Genomic DNA, 21,799 nt, shown 5'->3' on the forward strand with positions numbered 1-21,799 from the left:
CGCTCCCGCATTGGATCTTCAGTGGATATAAATCCTGAAGCCGGCCCGAATCCCCTGTGGGAGCGAGCCTGCTCGCGATAGCGGTCTGGCATTCACCATGGTTGCAAGCTGAGCCGGCGCCATCGCGAGCAAGCTCGCTCCCACATTGGATCCTCAGTGGATATAAATCCTAAAGCCGGCCCGAATCCCCTGTGGGAGCGAGCCTGCTCGCGATAGCGGTCTGGCATTCACCATGGTTGCAAGCTGAGCCGGCGCCATCGCGAGCAGGCTCGCTCCCACATTGGATCTTCAGTGGATATAAATCCTGAGGCCGGCCCGAATCCCCTGTGGGAGCGAGCCTGCTCGCGATAGCGGTCTGGCATTCACCATGGTTGCAAGCTGAGCTGGCGCCATCGCGAGCAGGCTCGCTCCCGCATTGGATCTTCAGTGGATATAAATCCTAAAGCCGGCCCGAATCCCCTGTGGGAGCGAGCTTGCTCGCGATAGCGGTCTAGCATTCCCCACGGGTGCAAGTTGAGCCGGCGCCATCGCGAGCAGGCTCGCTCCCACATTGGATCTTCAGTGGGTATAAATCCTGAGGCCGGCCCGAATCCCCTGTGGGAGCGAGCCTGCTCGCGATAGCGGTCTGGCATTCACCATGGTTGCAAGCTGAGCCGGCGCCATCGCGAGCAGGCTCGCTCCCACATTGGATCTTCAGTGGATATGAATCCTGAAGCCGGCCCGAATCCCCTGTGGGAGCGAGCCTGCTCGCGATAGCGGTCTAGCATTCACCATGGTTGCAAGCTGAGCCGGCGCCATCGCGAGCAAGGATGTGTTTGTATATCTGCGTGCATGAAAAAGCCCCGCCTGGCATCACCAGGCGGGGCTTTTTTACTGGGCGGTGGGATTAAGCGTGAGGTTTAGGCTCGTGCTCTTTTTCCAGCGCTTCAGTGTGACGCGGTGCGACTTCTTCAGCGGTGTGCTGAGGTTCGTCAAACGTCGGAGCCGGTTCAACCGGGGTTTCGGCGACCGGGGCAGGAGCTGCCTCGGCGACTTCTTCCACGGCCGGAGCGGGCTCGGCAGCAGGGGCTTGGGCGGCGGCAGCTTGTTCGGCTTCCTTCTGCAGACGCTCGGCTTCACGCTTGCGGCGACGCACTTCGCGCGGATCGTTTGGAGCGCGACCGTTCGGAGTCAAGGCGCTGACAGGGGCAGGCTCTTCAACCGGGGCAGGTGCTTCGACAACCACGGGCGCTTCGACCACTGGAGCAGGTTCGACCACTTCTGGCTCGGCCGCTTTCACGGGCTCTGGCGTCGGCTCAGGCTCGACAACGGCGGCCGTTGCGGCTGGCTCCGCGGTCCAGTTGAACGCAGTCTGCTCTTCGCGGGCAGGCTCTGGCGCCTTTTCCTCGATCGGTGCTTCGACAACCGGCTCGGCAGCAACAACGGGTGCTTCGACGACCGGCGCAGGCTCGGCGGCGACTTCAACTTCAGGCTGGGCTTCGGATGCCGGTGCGAGTTCCACTTCAGGTGAAGCGGTAGCTTCCACCGGGGCAGAGGATTCGACCACAGGCGCTTCAACCGGCGCGTTTTCCACCGCAGCGGTGGCACGTTCAGCCTGCTCGTTTGCCTGGGCTTCGGCCGGGGCGCTGATCGCGCTGCTGGCAACTGCCGCAGTGACCGCCAGGCCAGCGGCCAGGTCAGCAGCGCTTGGCGTTTCGGCGTTCTCGGTGGATTCGGATTCTTCCGAACCTTCGATCACGTTGCCATTGGCGTCGCGCTGACGCTCACGACGGTTGCTGCGACGACGCTGGCCACGGGAGCGGCGGCGTGGACGATCGCCTTCGGCGGTGTCCTGGCCGTCTTCCTGCAACTGCTCTTCGGTGTTCAGCACTTCTTCTTCGCTGGCAGCGGCGGCTGCCTGCTCGGCGCGTGGCTGGCGTTCCTCGCGTGGAGGACGCGGTGCGCGCTCTTCACGAGGCTGGCGAGCCGGACGCTCTTCAGCGACGGCGGCGGCAACGGCCGGGGCCGCATCCAATGGCTCTCGCAGTTCGCGAACGCGCTCTTCACGCTCGCCGCGAGGCTTGCGGTCTTCACGCGGCGCACGCGGTTGGCGTTCTTCACGCGGCGGACGCGGTGCGCGCTCTTCGCGGGCTACGGCCGGCGCTTCCTCACGGGCTTCGCGAGGTTGGCGCTCTTCACGCGGCTCACGTTGCGCACGCTCTTCACGCGGGGCACGTTCTTCGCGCGGCTTGCGCTCTTCGTCGCGACGACCGTTGCGGTTGCGGGTCTGCTGGCGACCGTTGCGGCGTTCTTCGTTGCGGGCCGGACGCTCGGAAGCGGCGGGCTTGGCGACGACGGTCGGGGCAGCCGGCTCTTCCTTGGTGGCGAACAGGCTGACCAGCGACTTCACCAGGCCTTTGAACAGGCTCGGTTCCGGGGCGGCGGCCGGGGCGGCAACCGGAGCGGTCACTTCGGTCGGAACCGGAGCGTTGGCGCGGGCCGGAGCGGTCTTGACCGCTGCCTCCTGGCGAACCAGGGTGCGAGTGGCGGCGGCCGGCTGGATGTCTTCCACTTCGGCAGCGGCAGCGGCGATTTCGTAGCTGGACTGGTTGGTGTGGGCTTCCGGGCTGTCATCACGCAGGCGCTGCACTTCGAAGTGCGGCGTCTCGAGATGATCGTTCGGCAGGATCACGATGCGGGCGCGGGTGCGCAGTTCGATCTTGGTGATCGAGTTGCGTTTTTCGTTGAGCAGGAACGCAGCGACCGGGATCGGCACCTGGGCGCGAACTTCGGCGGTGCGGTCCTTCAGGGCTTCTTCTTCGATCAGGCGCAGGATCGCCAGGGACAGCGATTCAACGTCACGAATGATGCCGGTGCCGCTGCAGCGTGGGCAAACGATGCCGCTGCTTTCGCCCAGGGATGGACGCAGGCGCTGACGGGACATTTCCAGCAGGCCGAAGCGCGAGATACGGCCGACCTGTACGCGGGCGCGATCGGCTTCCAGGCATTCACGGACTTTTTCTTCCACGGCGCGCTGGTTCTTGGCCGGGGTCATGTCGATGAAGTCGATGACGATCAGGCCGCCGATGTCGCGCAGGCGCAACTGACGGGCGATTTCCTCGGCGGCTTCAAGGTTGGTCTGCAGGGCTGTCTCTTCGATGTCGCTGCCTTTGGTGGCGCGCGCCGAGTTGATGTCGATGGACACCAGGGCTTCGGTCGGATCGATGACGATGGAACCGCCGGACGGCAGCTCGACGACGCGCTGGAAGGCGGTCTCGATCTGGCTTTCGATCTGGAAGCGGTTGAACAGCGGAACGCTGTCTTCGTAGAGCTTGATCTTGCTGGCGTACTGCGGCATCACCTGGCGAATGAAGGTCAGGGCTTCGTCCTGGGCTTCGACGCTGTCGATCAATACTTCGCCGATGTCCTGGCGCAGGTAATCGCGGATGGCGCGGATGATCACGTTGCTTTCCTGGTAGATCAGGAACGGCGCGGAGCGATCCAGCGATGCTTCTTTGATGGCGGTCCACAGTTGCAGCAGGTAGTCGAGGTCCCACTGCATTTCTTCGCTGCTGCGGCCCAGGCCGGCAGTGCGCACGATCAGACCCATGTCGGCGGGGGCTACCAGGCCGTTGAGGGCTTCACGCAGTTCGTTGCGCTCTTCGCCCTCGATGCGGCGGGAGATGCCGCCGGCGCGTGGGTTGTTCGGCATCAGGACCAGGTAACGGCCAGCGAGGCTGATGAAGGTGGTCAGGGCGGCGCCCTTGTTGCCACGTTCTTCTTTTTCAACCTGGACGATGACTTCCTGGCCTTCGCTCAGCACGTCCTTGATGTTGACGCGGCCTTCAGGGGCTTTCTTGAAGTATTCGCGGGAGATTTCTTTGAGGGGCAGGAAGCCATGGCGCTCGGAGCCGAAATCGACAAAGGCAGCCTCAAGGCTTGGTTCGATGCGAGTAATCCGGCCTTTATAGATATTGGCCTTCTTTTGCTCGCGTGCACCGGATTCGATATCCAGGTCGTAGAGGCGCTGGCCGTCTACCAGTGCAACACGCAACTCTTCGGGTTGAGTTGCGTTAATCAGCATTCTTTTCATGTAGTACCGTCGGTTTCCGGGCTGCCGGAAACGGCGTTCGGCACACACGACTTCTCACGGTCGGTGTCAGGTGCGTCCTGGAAATGGCGGGGCCATTCCAGTGTCCAGCGAGTTCGACCCAATGATGGCGAAGTCGCGACGGACGCGTCCTGCTTGCTGGTACTCAAGCACTCAGTCAGGAGGAGGAATCAACCGGCGCCTGTGGACGAGATGAAGCGTCTAAATATAAGCCTAGTGCTACACAGTCCGACGGTTGTACATCTCCACCCTACACGTATCCCTGATAGTTCGGGTGCTGCCGCGCGCAGAATCCGCAGCGGGTTGGCATTTACCGTGAGCTCCGAAAGGGGAAGTCACGCATCATGGCTAATTTAGGCGTTGTTTCCGAAGCTCTCGCTCGGGGTCGTTCCCGGGTGACTGCACTTTGTGAACTGGCCGTGAATGTGGCGCGCAAGGCGAGTCAGAACTCTGCTTTGCGGCGTATTTCAGGCCTCATGTCACCTGCGCTCGTTGCACCTGCAAACTCTGCCGTTACGTAGCAAGAACCCCGTAGGACGGCCTCTCGTCCTCGTGAATTGCGTTGGTCAGGGCCGGTTTTTTGACCGTTAGTCCGCTGTCCAGCCACTTTTGGCGGCGTTCGCGACTATAGCAGCAATGATTAAGTGCTTCAATTCCATAAAAAATTGTTATGATCGCCGCCATGACGACTACTGCCCCTTCGACCCCTGGCGTTCAACTGCTCGAGGTCTCGCCGGAATATGCCGGCCAACGAATCGATAATTTTCTCCTTGCCCGGCTCAAAGGTGTGCCCAAGACCTTGATCTATCGCATTTTGCGCAAAGGCGAAGTGCGGGTGAACAAAGGTCGGATCAAGCCCGAATACAAGCTGCAGGCCGGTGATGTCGTGCGTGTACCACCGGTTCGCGTGCCGGAACGTGACGAGCCGGTGCCTTTGGCCCAGGGCCTGTTGCAACGCCTGGAGGCTGCCATCGTCTTCGAAGACAAGACCCTGATCGTGGTCAACAAGCCTGCGGGTATTGCGGTCCATGGCGGCAGCGGCCTTAATTTCGGTGTGATCGAAGCCTTTCGTCAGTTGCGTCCGGACGCCAAGGAATTGGAGTTGGTCCATCGTCTCGACCGCGACACCTCCGGCCTGCTGATGATCGCAAAGAAGCGCAGCATGCTGCGCCACCTGCACGAGCAATTGCGCGGCGATGGCGTCGACAAGCGCTACATGGCGTTGGTGCGTGGCCGCTGGGAGACCTCTGTCAAGCAGGTCCGCGCCCCGTTGCTCAAGAGTAACCTGCGTTCAGGCGAGCGCATGGTGGAGGTCAACGAGGAAGGCAAGGAAGCGCTGACCGTATTCAAGGTGCTTCGACGCTTCGGCGACTTTGCCACCATGGTCGAGGCCAAGCCGGTCACCGGGCGTACCCACCAGATCCGCGTGCACACCCTGCATGCCGGGCACTGCATCGCCGGCGACAGCAAATACGGCGATGACGATTTCACCAAGGAAATCCGTGACTTGGGCGGCAAGCGCCTGTTTCTCCATGCCTATATGTTGACGGTGCCGTTGCCTGACGGCGGCGAGCTGAAGCTGCAGGCTCCCGTGGATGACATGTGGGCCAAGACCGTGGAGCGGTTGAGTGCATCCTGACTACAAGCTGCTCATATTCGATTGGGATGGCACTCTGGCGAACTCCATCGGTCGGATCGTGGATGCGATGCACGTTGCGTCGGATCGCACGGGGTTTCCCCGGCGGGATGATTTCGCGGTAAAAGGCATCATCGGTCTCGGCTTGCCGGAGGCGATTCGAAGCCTGTACCCGGAAATCGATGATCAAGAGCTGATCGTTTTTCGCCAGCACTACGCCGATCACTACATTGCCCTGGAAGCCGAGCCTTCGCCGCTGTTTGACGGCGTGGTGCAAACCCTCGGGGCCTTGCGGGAGGAGGGGTATCGGCTGGCGGTTGCGACCGGCAAGGCCAGGCGTGGGCTGGATCGGGTATTGAAGGCGCATGGTTGGGAAGATTATTTCGATATCACTCGTGCCGCGGATGAAACGGCGAGCAAGCCACATCCTCTGATGCTTGAGCAGATCCTGGCTCATTGCAATGTGTCCGCTGGCCAGGCGCTGATGGTCGGCGACTCATCGTTCGACCTGCAAATGGCCCGTAACGCAGGCATGGGGTCGGTGGCTGTCAGCTATGGCGCGCAGACGATCGAGGCGCTCAAGGCCTTCGAGCCGTGCCTGGCGATCGACCATTTTGCGCAATTGCACGCTTGGTTGAGCCAGCGTGCCGATTAAGTTCTGATGGAGATGCATGCATGACGGATGAATGGAAGGCACCGGCCAAGGCGAGCGCCGAGAGCGGTGACGATAAAAGCTGGAAGCTGCTGGAGAAGACGTTGCTGGCTAGCGTCCAGGAGCAGCGCCGGTCCCGTCGCTGGGGGATTTTCTTCAAGCTGCTGACGTTCATCTATCTCTTTGTCGCGCTAATGCTGTTTACGCCGCTGATGAGCATAGAGAAGGGGGCCGTGAGCGGCTCGGCTTATACGGCGCTGATCGACATCGAAGGCATGATCGCCGACAAGGAACCTGCAAGCGCGGACAATATTGTCGGCAGCCTGCGGGCGGCGTTCGAGGATCCAAAGGTCAAGGGTGTGGTGTTGCGCATCAACAGCCCGGGCGGTAGCCCGGTTCAGTCGGGTTACGTCTATGACGAAATCGTTCGGTTGCGCGGGTTGCATCCAGACATCAAGGTCTACGCGGTGATCGCCGATCTCGGTGCGTCCGGGGCCTACTACATCGCCAGTGCGGCGGACCAGATCTACGCCGACAAGGCCAGCCTGGTAGGCTCCATTGGTGTAACGGCGGCCGGCTACGGGTTTGTCGGCACCATGGAGAAGCTGGGCGTGGAGCGGCGGGTCTACACCTCAGGCGAGCATAAATCGTTTCTTGATCCGTTCCAGCCGCAAAAGCCGGAGGAAACCGCATTCTGGCAAGGCGTGCTGGACACCACTCACAAGCAATTCATCGCCAGCGTCAAGAAGGGTCGGGGCGAGCGTTTGAAAGACAAGGAGCATCCGGAGCTTTTTTCCGGGCTGGTCTGGTCTGGCGAGCAGGCTCTGCCGCTGGGCTTGATCGATGGCCTGGGCAGTGCCAGCTCCGTGGCTCGGGATGTAATCGGTCAGAAAGACCTGGTGGATTTCACTATCGAAGAATCGCCGTTCGATCGCTTCTCCAAGAAGTTGGGGGCGAGCATCGCTGAGCACTTGGCGATGTGGATGGGCTTCCAGGGGCCGGCGTTGCGCTAGGCTCTGGCGGGGCCCCTCGCAACAAATGGGTTGTCTAGGGTTTCAGGGAACCTGCACGCCCTCAGCCAGCAACATATCCACAAGGCGAATCAGCGGTAGGCCGATCAGGCTTGTGGCGTCCGGGCCTTCGGTGCTCTGGAACAGGCTCACGCCCAGGCCCTCGGCCTTGAAGCTGCCGGCGCAGTCGTACGGCTGCTCGGCGCGCAGATAGCGCTCTACGCGAGCTTGATCCAATGCCCGCATATTCACGGTGAAGGGTACGCAGTCGACCTGGCATCTGCCGGTCTGGCTGTTAAGCAGGGCCAGGCCGGTCAGGAATGTCACTCTGGCGCCGCTGGCGGCCATCAGTTGCTCGCGGGCATTTTCGAATGTGTGAGGCTTGCCCAGAATGCGGTCGCCGAGCACGGCGACCTGATCCGAGCCGATGATCAGGTGGCCTGGGTGGCTATCGGCGAGTGCCAGGGCTTTCTCCCGGGCCAGGCGCTTTACCAGTTGGGCCGCAGGTTCGTCGGCGTGACGGTTTTCGTCGATGTCCGGCGAACTGCAGACGAATGGCAGCCCCAGGCGGGCCAGCAGTTCCCGGCGGTAAACCGAGCTTGAAGCGAGTAATAAGGGCAGCATGGCTATCTCCGATGGGCAGGGAAGGATTCTAGCCAGGCACGCAAGTGACGGACAGGGCTGAATTTCCTTTGACATGGCCCGGTGCATCCCTATAATGCTGCGCCTATGTTGAATGACCCGATTCCACCTCACGTTGACCCGCGCAAATTGGCTGATCGTGGCACCACCCTCCAAGGTGAACTGCTGCTGGCCGATTTGAAGAGACTCTGCGACCCGCTTTCCGACGATGTCGGTACGGTCCAGGCCAAATTCGTTTTTGAACGAGATGAACGTAAATCTGTGGTAATCCACAGCTTTATCGACACTGAAGTCAAAATGGTTTGCCAGCGTTGTCTTGAGCTGGTCACCCTGCCGATCCACAGCGAATGCAGTTACGCGGTGGTGAAGGAGGGTGCGAATACCCAGTCGTTGCCGAAAGGTTATGACGTGCTGGAACTGGGCGAAGATCCTTTGGATCTGCAGTCACTGATCGAGGAGGAGCTTTTGCTCGCCTTGCCCATTGTGCCTGCTCATCATCCGGAAGAATGCCAGCAGCCGGCGGGAGCAGATGAGCCCGAACCGAGCGAGGACGAGGTAACGCGGTCCAACCCGTTCAGTGTATTGGCGCAGTTAAAGCGTGACCCAAACGTTTAGGAGTTAATCAATTATGGCTGTTCAGCAGAACAAAAAATCCCGCTCTGCCCGTGACATGCGCCGTTCGCACGACGCTCTCGAGGCTAGCACCCTGTCTGTAGAAAAAACCACTGGTGAAGTTCACCTGCGTCACCACGTATCGCCAGAAGGCGTATACCGTGGCCGTAAAGTGATCGACAAGGGCGCTGACGAGTAATCACTTGTCCGCTCAAGTCATCGCGATTGACGCAATGGGCGGGGACTTCGGTCCCCGCAGCATTGTCCAGGCCAGCCTTGCTTGCCTGCGTGCCACGCCCTCGCTGCACCTGACCCTCGTCGGTCAACCCTCCCTTCTAGAAGAACTGCTCGGCGGCCAATCGGCTGCGGATCGCGCGCGCCTGTCGATCATGCCCGCGTCCGAAGTCATCGCCATGGACGAAAAGCCAGCCCAGGCCCTGCGCGGCAAGCCTGACGCGTCGATGCGGGTGGCCCTGGAGTTGTTGCGCGATGGCAAGGTCCAGGCGTGCGTCAGTGCAGGCAATACCGGGGCGCTGATGGCGCTGTCGCGCTACGTGCTCAAAACGTTGCCGGGCATCGATCGTCCGGCAATGGTGGCGGCGATCCCGACCCAGCGCGGGTTCTGCCAATTGCTTGATCTGGGCGCGAACGTCGATTGCAGCGCCGAGCACCTGCTGCAATTCGCCGTGATGGGTTCGGTTGCGGCGCAGACCCTTGGCATTGCGCGTCCTCGCGTGGCGCTGCTGAACATTGGCACCGAAGAGATCAAGGGCAACCAGCAGGTCAAGCTGGCGGCGACTTTGTTACAAAATGCACCGGGCATCAATTACATCGGATTCGTCGAAGGCGATGGCTTGTATCGCGGCGAGGCCGATGTGGTGGTGTGTGACGGCTTTGTTGGCAATATTCTGCTCAAGTCCAGCGAGGGATTGGCCACCATGATCGGGCAGCGCATCGAGGCGTTGTTCAAGCAGAGTTTGGCCTCGCGGGTGGTGGGTGCGCTCGCGCTGCCGTTGATGCGCCGGTTGCAGGCGGACCTGGCGCCGGCGCGGCACAACGGTGCAAGTTTCCTGGGGCTGCAAGGTATCGTGATCAAGAGCCATGGTTCGGCCGGGGTGCAGGGGTTCCAAAGCGCCATCAACCGGGCGGTGATCGAGATCCAGGAAAACCTGCCGGAACGCCTTCATGGGCGCCTCGAGGATTTGTTAACTTAGGCGTTTTCGTCCGACAATGCTTAAATGTGACCGGTCGGTTCAAGCCGTCATCCAACTGTCAGTTTCCTAGCGCCCCCAGGGGCGTCAATTTTTGACGACAAGATCATTAGGGGCTTTGTTTTCATGTCTGCTTCCCTCGCATTCGTCTTTCCAGGACAGGGCTCGCAGTCCCTCGGCATGCTGGCCGAGCTGGGCGCGCAATACCCGCTGATCCTCGAAACATTCAAAGAAGCATCCGATGCACTCGGCTACGACTTGTGGGCACTGACCCAGCAAGGGCCGGAAGAGCAACTCAATCAAACCGATAAAACCCAGCCGGCAATCCTGACGGCCTCCGTTGCGCTGTGGCGCCTATGGTTGGCCGAGGGCGGCGCGCGCCCGGCGTTTGTCGCCGGTCACAGCCTGGGCGAATACAGCGCCCTGGTGGCTGCGGGTAGCCTGAGTCTCGGCGACGCGGTGAAGCTGGTGGAACGTCGTGGCCAATTGATGCAGGAAGCCGTTCCGGCCGGGCAGGGCGGCATGGCCGCGATCCTCGGCCTGGAAGACGCCGACGTGTTGGCAGCGTGTGCCGAAGCGGCTCAGGGTGATGTGGTCAGTGCGGTCAACTTCAACTCCCCGGGCCAGGTGGTCATCGCGGGGGCCAAGGCCGCCGTCGAGCGCGCCATCGAGGGTTGCAAGGCCCGTGGTGCCAAGCGCGCCATGCCGTTACCGGTCAGCGTGCCGTCGCATTGCGAGCTGATGCGTCCAGCCGCCGAGCGTTTTGCCGAGTCCATCGCCGCCATCGACTGGCAGGCTCCGCAGATTCCCGTGGTGCAGAACGTCAGCGCCAACGTCGCAGCAGACCTGGAAACCCTCAAGCGCGACCTGCTGGAGCAGCTCTACAAGCCGGTTCGTTGGGTTGAATCGGTCCAGACGCTGGCAGCCAAGGGTGCGACCGAACTGGTCGAGTGCGGTCCTGGCAAAGTGCTGGCAGGCCTGAACAAGCGCTGCGCCGAAGGCGTGTCCACTTCCAACCTCAACACCCCAGACGCTTTCGCTGCCGCTCGCGCAGCGCAAGCCTGAACAGGAGAAGCTTGCATGAGTCTGCAAGGTAAAGTTGCACTGGTGACCGGTGCAAGCCGCGGCATCGGCCAGGCCATCGCCCTGGAACTGGGTCGCCAAGGCGCCATCGTTGTCGGCACCGCGACGTCCGCTTCGGGCGCCGAGCGTATCGCCGCCACCTTGAAGGAAAACGGCATCCAGGGCACCGGTCTTGAGCTCAACGTGACCAGCGATGAGTCTGTTGCGGCGGTATTGTCCAGCATTCAGGAGCAGTTCGGCGCGCCGGCGATCCTGGTCAACAATGCCGGTATCACCCGCGATAACCTGATGATGCGCATGAAAGATGACGAGTGGTTCGACGTGGTCGATACCAACTTGAACAGCCTGTACCGGCTGTCCAAGGGCGTCCTGCGTGGCATGACCAAGGCTCGTTGGGGCCGAATTATCAGTATCGGCTCGGTTGTGGGTGCCATGGGCAACGCAGGCCAAGTAAACTATGCTGCAGCGAAGGCCGGTCTGGAAGGTTTCAGCCGTGCGCTGGCACGAGAAGTCGGTTCGCGCTCGATTACGGTAAACTCGGTCGCACCGGGTTTCATCGACACCGACATGACCCGTGAACTGCCGGAAGCGCAGCGTGAAGCCTTGTTGACACAGATTCCGCTGGGTCGTCTGGGGCAAGCTCAAGAAATCGCGTCCGTGGTCGCTTTTCTTGCTTCGGACGGTGCGGCATACGTGACTGGGGCTACAATCCCGGTGAACGGCGGGATGTACATGAGTTAAATGTGACGGATTGCTTCAAAAAAATGTCATACGAGCTGTCTAAAATCCGTTATAAAGCTGCAATCTATTTATAGGCGGCGGGCCCCAGGTTCGAGGAGTGAAGCTTTCGGTTGAAAAACCGAAAAGTCTTTCTATACACTTACCCACCGGCCAGCTGCCTGAATTTGTCCATTAGGAGTGAAAACAAGGTATGAGCACCATCGAAGAGCGCGTCAAGAAAATCGTTGCCGAGCAACTGGGCGTTAAAGAAGAAGAAGTTGTGAACACCGCTTCCTTCGTTGAAGACCTGGGTGCCGACTCCCTTGACACCGTTGAGCTGGTGATGGCTCTGGAAGAGGAATTCGAGACCGAGATTCCTGACGAAGAAGCTGAAAAGATCACTACTGTACAAGCTGCTATCGACTACGTTACCAGCCACCAGGCGTAATCGTATTCAGTCGTCGCTAGCTGTCATGGAAAAACCGCACTGCCATCACGGCGTGCGGTTTTTTCTTTAGGCCTGATGCAAAGTCGTCATTTGAAAAAGGAGAGTGCTGTGTCGCGTAGACGCGTCGTAGTCACCGGTATGGGTATGTTGTCGCCACTGGGCACGGATGTGCCGAGCAGCTGGCAGGGCATTCTGGCTGGCCGTAGTGGCATTGGTCTGATCGAACACACCGACCTTTCTGCCTATTCCACCCGTTTTGGCGGCTCGGTAAAGGGCTTCAATGTCGAGGAATACCTGTCGGTCAAGGAAGCTCGCAAGCTTGACCTGTTCATTCAATACGGTTTGGCTGCCGGTTTTCAGGCAGTGCGTAACGCCGGCCTGGAAGTCACCGACGCCAACCGCGAGCGCATCGGCGTGGCAATGGGTTCAGGTATTGGTGGCTTGACCAATATCGAAGAAACCAGCCGCACGCTGCATGATTCGGGGCCGCGACGGATTTCTCCGTTCTTCGTGCCGGGCTCGATCATCAATATGATTTCCGGTTTCCTGTCCATCCACCTCGGTGCACAGGGGCCTAACTATGCCATCGCCACGGCGTGCACCACCGGCACCCACTGCATCGGCATGGCCGCGCGCAACATCATGTACGACGAAGCCGACGTGATGATCGCCGGCGGCGCCGAAATGGCGGCCTGCGGTCTGGGCATGGGCGGTTTCGGCGCCTCCCGCGCGCTGTCGACCCGCAACGATGAGCCTGCACGGGCCAGCCGGCCTTGGGACAAGGGCCGCGACGGCTTCGTGCTGTCCGATGGCGCCGGTGCGCTGGTGCTCGAAGAATTGGAGCACGCCAAGGCTCGCGGTGCGACCATTTATGCCGAGCTGATCGGCTTCGGTACCAGCGGCGATGCGTACCACATGACGTCGCCACCGGCCGATGGCGCTGGTGCTGCCCGCTGCATTGCCAATGCCTTGCGTGATGCGAAGATCAATGGCGAGCAGGTCCAGTACATCAACGCCCACGGCACTTCGACCCCGGCGGGTGACCTGGCTGAAGCCCAGGCGATCAAGACGGTGTTTGGCGAGCACGCCTACAAGCTGGCCGTCAGTTCCACCAAGTCCATGACCGGTCACTTGTTGGGTGCGGCGGGGGCGGTGGAAGCCATCTTCAGCGTACTGGCGATCAATAGCCAGACCGCGCCGCCGACCATCAACCTCGATGAGCCGGACGAAGGTTGCGACCTTGACTTCGTGCCGCATACGGCCCGCAGCATGGACATCGATGTGGTGTTGTCCAACTCCTTCGGCTTTGGCGGAACCAACGGATCGCTGGTGTTCCGCCGGTTCGCCGGTTGATGGAAAGCTGGGTCGACGGTCAGCCGGCAGACGTCCTGTCGCTGAAAGATCGCGGCCTGGCTTATGGCGATGGGCTGTTCGAGACCATCGCCGTGCGCAATGGCGTACCTGTACTGCTGGAACGCCACCTGCAGCGTCTGGAGGCCGGTTGCCAGCGTCTGGCGTTCAACGTCGACTTGAGTGTGCTGGGTGCTGAGCTGAGCGCCTATGCCCAGCGCCTGGGCAATGGCGTGATGAAACTCATCGTGACCCGGGGCAACAGCCTGCGTGGTTATGCGGCCGATCCGTCGAGTCCGGCCAGGCGTATTCTGCAAGGAAGCCTGCCGGCTGCTTATCCCGCCACCCATGCCGAACAAGGCATCCAAATGTTCCCCTGCACCGTGCGTTTGTCCGAACAGCCCTTGCTCGCCGGCCTCAAGCACCTCAATCGCCTGGAGCAAGTGCTGGCCCGCGCCGAGTGGCGCGACATCGAGCATGCCGAGGGATTGATGCTTGATACGTCCGGACGGGTGATCGAAGGCGTCTTCAGCAACCTGTTCCTGGTGCGCGATGGCGTTCTGTTCACAGCGGACCTGAGCCGTTGTGGCGTGGCCGGTGTGATGCGCGCCGAATTATTGTTTCAAGCCAAGTCCCAAGGCATCGCCACGCAAATCACCGACATCAGCCTCGAACAGCTGCACCAGGCCGATGAAGTCATGGTCTGCAACAGCGTTTATGGCGTGTGGCCGGTACGCGGGTGCGGTTCGGCGCGCTGGCCCGTTGGCCCGCTCACCCGTAAACTGCAGGCCCTTGCCCGTGCGCTATTGGATGCTTGATTCGTGAGACGTAAATTCTTGTTGTTGCTGGAGACCGGACTGGTTCTGGCAGGGCTGTTGTTGGGCGCTTCGGCCTGGAAAATTCATTCGGCGCTGCAGCAGCCGTTGAACATCACCCAGGAAGAGTTGCTGGATGTGCCCAATGGGACCACGCCGACCGGAACCCTCAATCGTCTCGAAGCCGATGGCCTGATCAAGGATGCGTTCTGGCTGCGCGTCTATTGGCGTTTCAATCTTGCCGGCCAGCCGTTGCACACTGGTGAATACCGGATGGTGCCGGGCATGACGATGGAAGGCCTGATCGGCGTCTGGAAGCGCGGTGAAGTGGTGCAGTACAGCGTGACGCTGGTGGAGGGCTGGAACTTTCGCCAGGTGCGCGCGGCGTTGGCCAAGGATGAAAAGCTCGAGCAGACGCTCGCCGGCCTCAGTGATAGCCAGGTCATGGATCGCCTTGGCCATTCCGGCGTATTTCCGGAGGGTCGGTTCTTTCCGGACACCTACCGATTCGTGCGCGGTACATCGGATGCCGACCTGCTGAAGAAAGCCTACGAGCGGCTCGATGATGTGCTTGCCAAGGAATGGGCGCAACGGGCTGCCGACGTGCCCTACACCCAACCCTATCAAGCATTGATCATGGCTTCGCTGATAGAAAAGGAAACCGGTGTGCCCCAGGAACGGGGTCAGATTGCCGGGGTGTTCGTGCGGCGCCTGCGCCTGGGCATGCTGCTGCAGACCGATCCCACTGTGATCTACGGCCTGGGGGAGCGCTACACCGGCAAGCTCACCCGATCCCATCTGAAAGAACCCAATCCCTACAACACCTACCTGGTGCCGGGCCTGCCGCCTACGCCTATCGCGATGGTCGGGCGCGAGGCGATTCACGCAGCATTGAACCCGGCCGACGGCAACAGCCTTTACTTTGTTGCGCGGGGCGACGGCAGCCATGTGTTTTCCGATGATCTGGAGTCGCACAACAATGCGGTGCGTGAATACCAGCTCAAACGTCGCGCCGACTACCGCTCCAGCCCGGCCCCGGCCACACCTGAAGATTCGGCGCCGATTCCCGCCGCGTCACCTGATACCGCGCCGCAAGACGGGCCCCAGGTGCCGCCTCAGGATCCGGCCCCCGAACCGGATGCCAGTGAGCCACCGAACCCGCAATGACTTTGACTAAGGATCGCCCCGTGACTGGTTTGTTTATCACGCTGGAAGGCCCGGAAGGCGCCGGCAAGAGCACCAACCGCGAATACCTCGCCGGACGCCTCCAGGCCGCCGGCATCGAGGTGGTCTTGACCCGCGAGCCGGGCGGTACGCCGCTGGCCGAGCGGATTCGCGAGGTGTTGCTGGCGCCCCTTGAAGAAGTCATGAACCCTGATGCTGAGTTGTTGTTGGTGTTCGCTGCCAGGGCGCAGCACCTGGCCGAAGTGATTCGACCGGCGCTGGCCCGAGGAGCCGTGGTGCTTTGTGACCGCTTCACCGATTCGACTTACGCCTACCAGGGCGGTGGCCGAGGCTTGTCCGTCGAGCGTATCGCTGCGCTGGAAACGTTCGTCCAGGGCGACCTGCGGCCGGACCTGACCCTGGTTTTCGACCTGCCGGTGGAAATCGGCCTGGCGCGGGCCAGCGCTCGTGGCAGGCTGGATCGCTTCGAGCTTGAAGGGGCAACGTTCTTCAATGCCGTGCGCGACGCCTTCATCGAGCGCGCCAAGGCCGATCCGACGCGTTACCTGTTGATCGATGCCGCGCAGCCGTTGACCCAGGTCCAGCAATCGCTGGATGCGGTGTTGCCCGGGTTGCTGGAGCGTGCCCGTGGCTGAAGCCTATCCCTGGCAGGACGGTCTCTGGCAGCAACTGGCCGGCCGCACGCAGCATGCCCACGCGTACCTGTTGCATGGCCCGGCCGGTATTGGCAAGCGGGCGTTGGCCGAGCGCCTGATGGCGAGCCTTTTGTGCCAGGCCCCGACGGCCACGAATGCCTGCGGGGAATGCAAATCGTGCCTGCTGCTCAAGGCTGGCAGTCATCCGGACAATTACGTGCTGGAACCTGAAGAAGCGGACAAAGCGATCAAGGTCGACCAGGTCCGTGACTTGGTCAGCTTCGTGGTCCAGACCTCGCAAATGGGCGGGCGCAAAGTCGTGCTGGTCGAGCCGGTTGAGTCAATGAACATCAACGCCGCCAACGCTTTGCTCAAGAGCCTCGAAGAGCCTTCCGGCGATACCGTCCTGTTGCTGGTCAGTCATCAGCCGAGCCGTTTGCTGCCGACCATCAAGAGCCGCTGCGTGCAGCAGGCCTGCCCGCTGCCCAGCCAGGCGATGAGTTTGCAATGGCTCGCCCAGGCCATGCCTGACAGCACCGATGAGGAACGTGGCGAACTGCTGACCCTGGCCGCCGGTTCGCCGCTGGCGGCCGTCAGCCTGCAGGCCCAAAGCGTGCGCGAGCAGCGGGCGTTGGTGGTGGACGGCGTGAAGAAGCTGCTCAAGCAGCAACAATCTCCAACGCAACTGGCCGAAGGCTGGAACGCCATTCCCCTGTTGCTGTTGTTTGACTGGTTCTGCGATTGGTCGAGCCTGATCCTGCGTTATCAGCTTACCGAGGACGAAGCCGGCCTCGGATTGACCGACATGCGTAAAGTCATCCAATACCTGGCGCAAAAAAGCAGCCAGGACAAAATCTTGAACATCCAGGACTGGATTCTTGCCCAACGTCAGAAGGTGTTGAGCAAGGCCAACCTCAATCGCGTATTGCTGTTGGAGGCGCTGTTGGTGCAATGGGCGAGTTTGCCTGGTCGTACCTGACAGAGGCACTAGACTCAGCTCAATCGCAGCGGAGACCAGCATGAACGAACCTGTCAGTCCCGGACCACGCAACGGCATTCTGTCCCTGACCATCAAGGACAAGTCGGTGCTCTACGCGGCCTACATGCCGTTTATTAAAAACGGCGGCCTGTTCATTCCCACCAACAAGAATTATCGCCTGGGCGACGAGGTGTTCATGCTGTTGAGCCTGATGGACGAACCGGAAAAAATCCCGGTCGCCGGCAAGGTGATCTGGATGACTCCCAAAGGCGCCCAGGGCAACCGGGCCGCCGGCGTTGGCGTGCAGTTCAACGAAGGCGACAACTCGGCTCGCAACCAGATCGAAACCCACCTGGCCGGAACGCTCAAGTCCGACCGTCCCACCCATACGATGTAGCCTGGCCCTTATGCTCGTAGACTCTCATTGCCACCTCGATCGCCTTGACCTCGCCGCCCATGGCGGATCCCTCGACGCCGCGTTGGATGCGGCGCGCCAGCGAGGGGTGGGGCATTTCCTCTGCATCGGTGTCAGCGCCGACAACGCCGCCGACGTCAAGCGCCTGGCTGAACGATACGAAGACGTCGATTGTTCGGTGGGCATCCACCCACTGGATGTGCAGCCCGATGCCACGCCGGCCCTGGATTGGCTGTTGCACGAACTCGATCATCCGCGAGTCGTGGCTATCGGCGAGACCGGGCTCGACTATCACTACGAGCCGGAGGCCGCCGAAGTCCAGCAGGCGTCGTTCCGGTTGCACTTGGAGGCCGCCAGGCAGACCGGTAAGCCGGTGATCATCCATACCCGTGGCGCGCGGGCCGATACCTTGGCATTGCTGCGGGACGCGGCGCTGCCCCACGCCGGTGTGCTTCATTGCTTCACCGAGGATTGGGATATGGCCAAGGCTGCCCTGGACATGGGTTATTACATTTCCTTGTCCGGCATCGTCACGTTCCGTAATGCCGACGCCCTGCGCGACGTCGCAAGCAAAGTGCCAGCCGATCGTTTGTTGGTGGAAACCGACTCGCCTTATCTGGCGCCCATCCCTTATCGTGGCAAGCCCAACCTTCCGCAGTATGTCCGGGAGGTTGCCGAATACCTGGCGATGCTGCGGGGGGAACCGTACGACCGGTTCGCGGAGCAAACCACCGAAAATTTCAAGCGGCTGTTCCCGTTGGCTCGGGTCCGTACGGCAAGAGCCTGAAATCGAGGCAAAAAAAACCCGGGTTCTGGGGGGTGAATCCGGGTTAAGACCATTAGGAGTAAAACAAAGGCACGCGGTCCGTTGGTACCTTTATCGGCGCGTCACTTGGGGGAGATGTCGTGCCGACAGTTCAAGTATTGATCAGTCTGGCGATGAGTCCAGTTTGACCGAGGTCGTTTTTAAACAAATTTGGAATACGTTCGCTTCGGATAAGTTCTCATTGCCGGCAAAGCCTGCCCAGGCGGGTCCGCGCTTACCAACTGAGGAGCTGGGGTCGCACCGTTTTGTGAAGAACTGTGGCCGTGCGCGGATGATCCGTGCATTTTTGCGTAAGTTAGGCATAATACCCGGCTTCGAATTTTGACCCTTCAGACCTTTTTCTTATGCACAAAGAACCTCGTAAGGTCCGTGAGTTTCGTCGCCGCGAGCAGGAAATTCTCGACACCGCGCTCAAGTTGTTCCTCGATCAGGGTGAAGACAGCGTCACCGTCGAGATGATTGCGGATGCCGTGGGTATCGGCAAAGGCACGATTTACAAACACTTCAAGTCCAAGGCAGAGATCTACCTGCGGCTGATGCTCGATTACGAGCGGGATTTGAACGAGCTGTTGCATTCGGCCGATGTCGACAAGGACAAGGAAGCGCTGTCCCGAGCGTACTTCGAGTTCCGCATGCGCGACCCGCAGCGTTACCGCTTGTTCGATCGCCTGGAAGAAAAGGTGGTCAAGGGCAACCAGGTGCCGGAAATGGTCGAGGAGCTGCACAAGATCCGCGCCTCGAACTTCGATCGCCTGACCTTGCTGATCAAGGGCCGGATCAGCGAAGGCAAGCTTGAAGACGTCCCGCCGTATTTCCACTACTGCGCTGCCTGGGCGCTGGTGCACGGCGCGGTGGCGCTGTACCACTCGCCGTTCTGGAGCAATGTGCTGGAAGACCAGGAAGGCTTCTTCCAATTCCTGATGGATATCGGTGTGCGCATGGGAAACAAGCGCAAGCGCGACACGGATACGCCGAGCAGTTGAGGCATTCAGCTGCTTAATTGCGCCATGTCCGCTTACATGGCGCAGTGCCCCAGGAATATACTCGGGCTTGGGTCTTGCGAAAACTTGATTTCTAGGTCAATTTTCACGGGCTCGATTCTTCTTTCGCCGGAGTGATCCATGATCGTTGACCGTCAAGGCAGGCGTTTTCGCAATTTGCGGATCAGCCTGACTTCAGCCTGCAATTACGCCTGTACCTACTGCGTGCCTGATGGCAAGCGGCTGGTGGCTGCGCAGGATGAACTGTCGGCCGAGGCCATGGCGCGAGGCGTGGCGTATCTGATCGAAGCGGCTGGAATCGAGCGGTTGCGCATCACGGGTGGCGAGCCGCTGGTCAGCCCCAAGCTTGAGAGCTTCATGACAGCGGTAGGGCAGATGGGCCTTGAGGACATCAGCCTGACCACCAACGGCCAGTTGCTGGCCAGGAAGCTGCCCCTGCTAATGAATGCCGGTATCCGCCGGATCAACGTTTCCCTCGACACCCTGGACGCCGCTGCCTTTCGCAGCATAGCCCGCGGAGGAGACCTGGCGACTGTGCTCGATGGCATGGAGCAGGCCCGGGCGGCGGGCCTGAAGATCAAGGTCAACATGGTGCCGCTGCGCGGGCAGAACCTCGATCAGGTGATGCCGTTGCTTGAATACTGCCTGGAACGTGGCTATGAGTTGCGCTTCATCGAGTTGATGCGCATGGGGCACCTGGCCAAGGATTCCAATGCGTTCCTTCAGCAATTCGTCAGCCTTCAGCAACTGCTGGGCCTGATTGGCGACCAATACGAATATTTGCAAGCCGACGCTCCCGTCGATGCCACGGCTGTGCGCTATGAAATTCCCGGGCTCGGGCACTTTGGCGTGATCGCCAACGAAAGCGTGCCGTTCTGCCGAACCTGTTCGCGACTGCGGTTGTCGTCCACTGGCTGGCTGCACGGCTGCCTGTCGTCGAGCAACCGTCATTACGTCGGCGATCTGCTGGACAAGCCCCGACACCAGGCGTTGCCGGCGCTCCAGCGCTTGCTGGTCAAGGCGTTGGGAGACAAGCAGGAAGTAGCGTTCTCGGGTGGCGCGACCATCATGAAGATCATTGGCGGCTGACTGGCTTCTCGTGGCGAGGTAGCTTGCTCCCGCTCGGCTGCGAAGCAGTCGCAACGTGCAAAGGGGCCGCTACGCCGAAGCGTCGGACCGGCCCAGCGGGAGCAAGCTCCCTCGCCACAGGTATTCCAAGGCGCATACCCTGCAAGCTGGCGCAAAAGCTGCATCCCACGGCCATTCGCCGGTTTTCCGTCACCGGTTTTTGGAGGATAGGATGCGTAGCCTGTTTTTGCTGCTGACCGTTTTGACGCTTGGTGGCTGCATGAATGTCAGCGATATGGGGGAGGGCGTTCGTTATCACATGAGCGATGCCGGCCTGCTGGACCATAGCGACAGCCGCCGTGTAAACAACCTGCGCATCCAGCCGGATTCCTTCATCTACATCGCTCAGGGCGCTTTTGCTCCGCCAGGTAGCGCCTATCCGCGACCCAACGTCGTCGCTGAAGAAGCCTTCAATGGATTCATCGAATATTTCCCGATGGTTCGTCGCGCCCGGGTCCCGGAAGGCCTCGATCAGGCGATGGGTGAAGCGCGTGCCGCCGGTGCCCACTATTTGCTCTACACCCGATTTGCCAAGGCGGACAACCGCATCGGCAACACCGACGAATGGCTGGATGAAGAGGCGGTGGATCGCCTGGGTGTCGACACCAGTGTGATTCAAATCATGTTGATCGAGACCAGCACCCAGTATTTGATTGATACTGCACGCATCAAGAGTCGTGGCGGTTTGCTGACGTTGCACGACAAGCAGCCACAAGACCTCATCGCCGCGCCGTTGCGTGAGTACGCCCGCAGCTTGTTGGGGATGAGCAACGAATAAACAGAAGGGGGCACCATGAGCGGACCGCAAAAAGCCAATGACCTGCTGGGGCAGATCCCCAAGACCAAAGGCCTGCCGCCGGTCCACTTGTGGAACCCTGACTTCTGCGGCGACATCGACATGCGAATCGCCCGGGATGGCACTTGGTACTACCTGGGCACCCCCATCGGACGCAAGCCGATGGTCAAGCTGTTCTCCACCATCATTCGCCGCGACGGCGATGATTACTTTCTGATTACCCCTGTGGAAAAAGTCGGCATCAAGGTCGATGACGCGCCGTTCGTGGCCGTGACCCTGGAGGTCGAAGGAGAGGGGGAAGGGCAGTTGTTGCGCTTTACCACCAATGTCGAGGAAGTCACCGAAGCCGGCCCGGAACATCCGATGCGGGTGATGATCGATCCCCAGACCCGGGAACCGGCGCCTTACATTCATGTGCGCAGCAATCTTGAAGCGCTGATTCATCGCAATGTGTTCTATCAATTGGTGGAGCTTGCGGTCAGCCGTGAGATAGATGGGCAGCGCTGGTTGGGCGTCTGGAGTGGTGGCGAGTTTTTCCCCATCGGCCTGGAGCCCTGATTTTTCT

Annotated in this window: 22 protein-coding genes; 20 read left to right on the forward strand and 2 right to left on the reverse strand. The window is 60.8% G+C overall.

What is annotated here, in order from left to right; all coding sequences use genetic code 11:
* Window positions 1-886 precede the first annotated feature (886 nt).
* Window positions 887-4,063 (reverse strand): ribonuclease E, encoded by a 3,177-nt coding sequence (rne, locus tag J3Q04_RS07715; protein ID WP_434607116.1) that lies wholly within the window; start codon window positions 4,061-4,063, stop codon window positions 887-889.
* 709 nt (window positions 4,064-4,772) lie between these two features.
* Here rne and rluC point away from each other — a divergent pair.
* Genes rluC through J3Q04_RS07730 form a run of 3 tightly spaced genes read left to right on the forward strand, consistent with a single transcriptional unit; the run spans window position 4,773 to window position 7,391 of the window.
* Complete coding sequence (gene rluC / locus J3Q04_RS07720) at window positions 4,773-5,729, forward strand: 23S rRNA pseudouridine(955/2504/2580) synthase RluC (protein WP_434607114.1); 957 nt, start codon at window positions 4,773-4,775, stop codon at window positions 5,727-5,729.
* Complete coding sequence (locus J3Q04_RS07725) at window positions 5,719-6,381, forward strand: HAD-IA family hydrolase (RefSeq protein WP_420767180.1); 663 nt, start codon at window positions 5,719-5,721, stop codon at window positions 6,379-6,381. The genes rluC and J3Q04_RS07725 overlap by 11 nt, the downstream gene beginning before the upstream one ends.
* A gap of 20 nt (window positions 6,382-6,401) precedes the next feature.
* Window positions 6,402-7,391 (forward strand): S49 family peptidase, encoded by a 990-nt coding sequence (locus J3Q04_RS07730; RefSeq protein ID WP_434560018.1) that lies wholly within the window; start codon window positions 6,402-6,404, stop codon window positions 7,389-7,391.
* A 42-nt stretch (window positions 7,392-7,433) separates the two neighbouring features.
* Here the strand turns inward: J3Q04_RS07730 and J3Q04_RS07735 are convergent, their stop codons facing one another.
* Complete coding sequence (locus J3Q04_RS07735; protein WP_420767182.1) at window positions 7,434-8,012, reverse strand: Maf family protein; 579 nt, start codon at window positions 8,010-8,012, stop codon at window positions 7,434-7,436.
* A 105-nt stretch (window positions 8,013-8,117) separates the two neighbouring features.
* On the opposite strand from J3Q04_RS07735, the gene J3Q04_RS07740 reads away from it, so the two are divergent.
* The 17 genes from J3Q04_RS07740 to J3Q04_RS07820 all read left to right on the forward strand — a co-directional run bounded on the left by J3Q04_RS07740 (window position 8,118) and on the right by J3Q04_RS07820 (window position 21,792).
* Complete coding sequence (locus J3Q04_RS07740) at window positions 8,118-8,645, forward strand: YceD family protein (RefSeq protein WP_003204262.1); 528 nt, start codon at window positions 8,118-8,120, stop codon at window positions 8,643-8,645.
* Between the two features lie 13 nt (window positions 8,646-8,658).
* Window positions 8,659-8,841 carry a 50S ribosomal protein L32 gene (gene rpmF, locus J3Q04_RS07745; protein ID WP_003179396.1) on the forward strand — a complete coding sequence of 61 codons (183 nt, stop codon included), beginning with the start codon at window positions 8,659-8,661 and terminating at the stop codon, window positions 8,839-8,841.
* Window positions 8,842-8,845: 4 nt separating this feature from the next.
* A complete protein-coding gene (gene plsX / locus J3Q04_RS07750; protein WP_420767183.1) occupies window positions 8,846-9,856 on the forward strand; it encodes a phosphate acyltransferase PlsX in 1,011 nt (336 codons plus the stop codon).
* A gap of 123 nt (window positions 9,857-9,979) precedes the next feature.
* Window positions 9,980-10,918, forward strand: a complete 939-nt coding sequence (gene fabD, locus J3Q04_RS07755; protein WP_434607108.1) for an ACP S-malonyltransferase — start codon at window positions 9,980-9,982, stop codon at window positions 10,916-10,918.
* 15 nt (window positions 10,919-10,933) lie between these two features.
* Entirely contained in the window at window positions 10,934-11,677 is a 744-nt protein-coding gene (fabG, locus tag J3Q04_RS07760) for a 3-oxoacyl-ACP reductase FabG (RefSeq protein WP_420767185.1), read from the forward strand.
* Window positions 11,678-11,867: 190 nt separating this feature from the next.
* Window positions 11,868-12,104, forward strand: a complete 237-nt coding sequence (acpP, locus tag J3Q04_RS07765) for an acyl carrier protein (protein ID WP_003175607.1) — start codon at window positions 11,868-11,870, stop codon at window positions 12,102-12,104.
* Window positions 12,105-12,212: 108 nt separating this feature from the next.
* Complete coding sequence (gene fabF, locus J3Q04_RS07770) at window positions 12,213-13,457, forward strand: beta-ketoacyl-ACP synthase II (protein ID WP_109754384.1); 1,245 nt, start codon at window positions 12,213-12,215, stop codon at window positions 13,455-13,457.
* A complete protein-coding gene (gene pabC / locus J3Q04_RS07775; RefSeq protein WP_434607106.1) occupies window positions 13,457-14,272 on the forward strand; it encodes an aminodeoxychorismate lyase in 816 nt (271 codons plus the stop codon). The genes fabF and pabC overlap by 1 nt, the downstream gene beginning before the upstream one ends.
* 3 nt (window positions 14,273-14,275) lie before the next feature.
* Entirely contained in the window at window positions 14,276-15,436 is a 1,161-nt protein-coding gene (gene mltG / locus J3Q04_RS07780) for an endolytic transglycosylase MltG (protein WP_434560010.1), read from the forward strand.
* Window positions 15,437-15,456: 20 nt separating this feature from the next.
* Window positions 15,457-16,089: a dTMP kinase gene (gene tmk, locus J3Q04_RS07785; RefSeq protein WP_434607102.1), complete on the forward strand. Its 633-nt coding sequence runs from the start codon at window positions 15,457-15,459 to the stop codon at window positions 16,087-16,089.
* The gene (locus tag J3Q04_RS07790; protein ID WP_434607099.1) at window positions 16,082-17,068 is read left to right on the forward strand and encodes a DNA polymerase III subunit delta'; all 987 of its coding nucleotides are present in this window, start codon (window positions 16,082-16,084) and stop codon (window positions 17,066-17,068) included. The genes tmk and J3Q04_RS07790 overlap by 8 nt, the downstream gene beginning before the upstream one ends.
* Before the next feature lie 40 nt (window positions 17,069-17,108).
* A complete protein-coding gene (locus J3Q04_RS07795) occupies window positions 17,109-17,465 on the forward strand; it encodes a PilZ domain-containing protein (RefSeq protein ID WP_186611513.1) in 357 nt (118 codons plus the stop codon).
* Between the two features lie 10 nt (window positions 17,466-17,475).
* Complete coding sequence (locus tag J3Q04_RS07800) at window positions 17,476-18,270, forward strand: TatD family hydrolase (protein ID WP_434607096.1); 795 nt, start codon at window positions 17,476-17,478, stop codon at window positions 18,268-18,270.
* 383 nt (window positions 18,271-18,653) lie between these two features.
* On the forward strand, window positions 18,654-19,292 hold the full coding sequence (locus J3Q04_RS07805) for a TetR/AcrR family transcriptional regulator (RefSeq protein ID WP_039593659.1): 639 nt from the start codon (window positions 18,654-18,656) through the stop codon (window positions 19,290-19,292).
* A gap of 138 nt (window positions 19,293-19,430) precedes the next feature.
* Window positions 19,431-20,399 (forward strand): GTP 3',8-cyclase MoaA, encoded by a 969-nt coding sequence (locus J3Q04_RS07810; RefSeq protein WP_420767192.1) that lies wholly within the window; start codon window positions 19,431-19,433, stop codon window positions 20,397-20,399.
* 211 nt (window positions 20,400-20,610) lie between these two features.
* Entirely contained in the window at window positions 20,611-21,216 is a 606-nt protein-coding gene (locus J3Q04_RS07815) for a DUF4823 domain-containing protein (RefSeq protein WP_039593661.1), read from the forward strand.
* Window positions 21,217-21,231: 15 nt separating this feature from the next.
* Complete coding sequence (locus J3Q04_RS07820) at window positions 21,232-21,792, forward strand: DUF1285 domain-containing protein (protein WP_434607092.1); 561 nt, start codon at window positions 21,232-21,234, stop codon at window positions 21,790-21,792.
* The last annotated feature ends 7 nt before the right edge of the window (window positions 21,793-21,799 follow it).

Source organism: Pseudomonas sp. D4-21, from assembly GCF_051132125.1.
Lineage (GTDB): Bacteria > Pseudomonadota > Gammaproteobacteria > Pseudomonadales > Pseudomonadaceae > Aquipseudomonas.

Bases quoted from the DNA above. Each gene is read 5' to 3' on its own strand.
- rne (WP_434607116.1), bottom strand. From the start codon at position 4,063: ATGCTGATTAACGCAACTCAACCCGAAGAGTTGCGTGTTGCACTGGTA.
- rluC (WP_434607114.1), top strand. From the start codon at position 4,773: ATGACGACTACTGCCCCTTCGACCCCTGGCGTTCAACTGCTCGAGGTC.
- J3Q04_RS07730 (WP_434560018.1), top strand. From the start codon at position 6,402: ATGACGGATGAATGGAAGGCACCGGCCAAGGCGAGCGCCGAGAGCGGT.
- J3Q04_RS07735 (WP_420767182.1), bottom strand. From the start codon at position 8,012: ATGCTGCCCTTATTACTCGCTTCAAGCTCGGTTTACCGCCGGGAACTG.
- J3Q04_RS07740 (WP_003204262.1), top strand. From the start codon at position 8,118: ATGTTGAATGACCCGATTCCACCTCACGTTGACCCGCGCAAATTGGCT.
- rpmF (WP_003179396.1), top strand. From the start codon at position 8,659: ATGGCTGTTCAGCAGAACAAAAAATCCCGCTCTGCCCGTGACATGCGC.
- fabD (WP_434607108.1), top strand. From the start codon at position 9,980: ATGTCTGCTTCCCTCGCATTCGTCTTTCCAGGACAGGGCTCGCAGTCC.
- fabG (WP_420767185.1), top strand. From the start codon at position 10,934: ATGAGTCTGCAAGGTAAAGTTGCACTGGTGACCGGTGCAAGCCGCGGC.
- acpP (WP_003175607.1), top strand. From the start codon at position 11,868: ATGAGCACCATCGAAGAGCGCGTCAAGAAAATCGTTGCCGAGCAACTG.
- pabC (WP_434607106.1), top strand. From the start codon at position 13,457: ATGGAAAGCTGGGTCGACGGTCAGCCGGCAGACGTCCTGTCGCTGAAA.
- J3Q04_RS07795 (WP_186611513.1), top strand. From the start codon at position 17,109: ATGAACGAACCTGTCAGTCCCGGACCACGCAACGGCATTCTGTCCCTG.
- J3Q04_RS07800 (WP_434607096.1), top strand. From the start codon at position 17,476: ATGCTCGTAGACTCTCATTGCCACCTCGATCGCCTTGACCTCGCCGCC.
- J3Q04_RS07805 (WP_039593659.1), top strand. From the start codon at position 18,654: ATGCACAAAGAACCTCGTAAGGTCCGTGAGTTTCGTCGCCGCGAGCAG.
- J3Q04_RS07810 (WP_420767192.1), top strand. From the start codon at position 19,431: ATGATCGTTGACCGTCAAGGCAGGCGTTTTCGCAATTTGCGGATCAGC.
- J3Q04_RS07815 (WP_039593661.1), top strand. From the start codon at position 20,611: ATGCGTAGCCTGTTTTTGCTGCTGACCGTTTTGACGCTTGGTGGCTGC.
- J3Q04_RS07820 (WP_434607092.1), top strand. From the start codon at position 21,232: ATGAGCGGACCGCAAAAAGCCAATGACCTGCTGGGGCAGATCCCCAAG.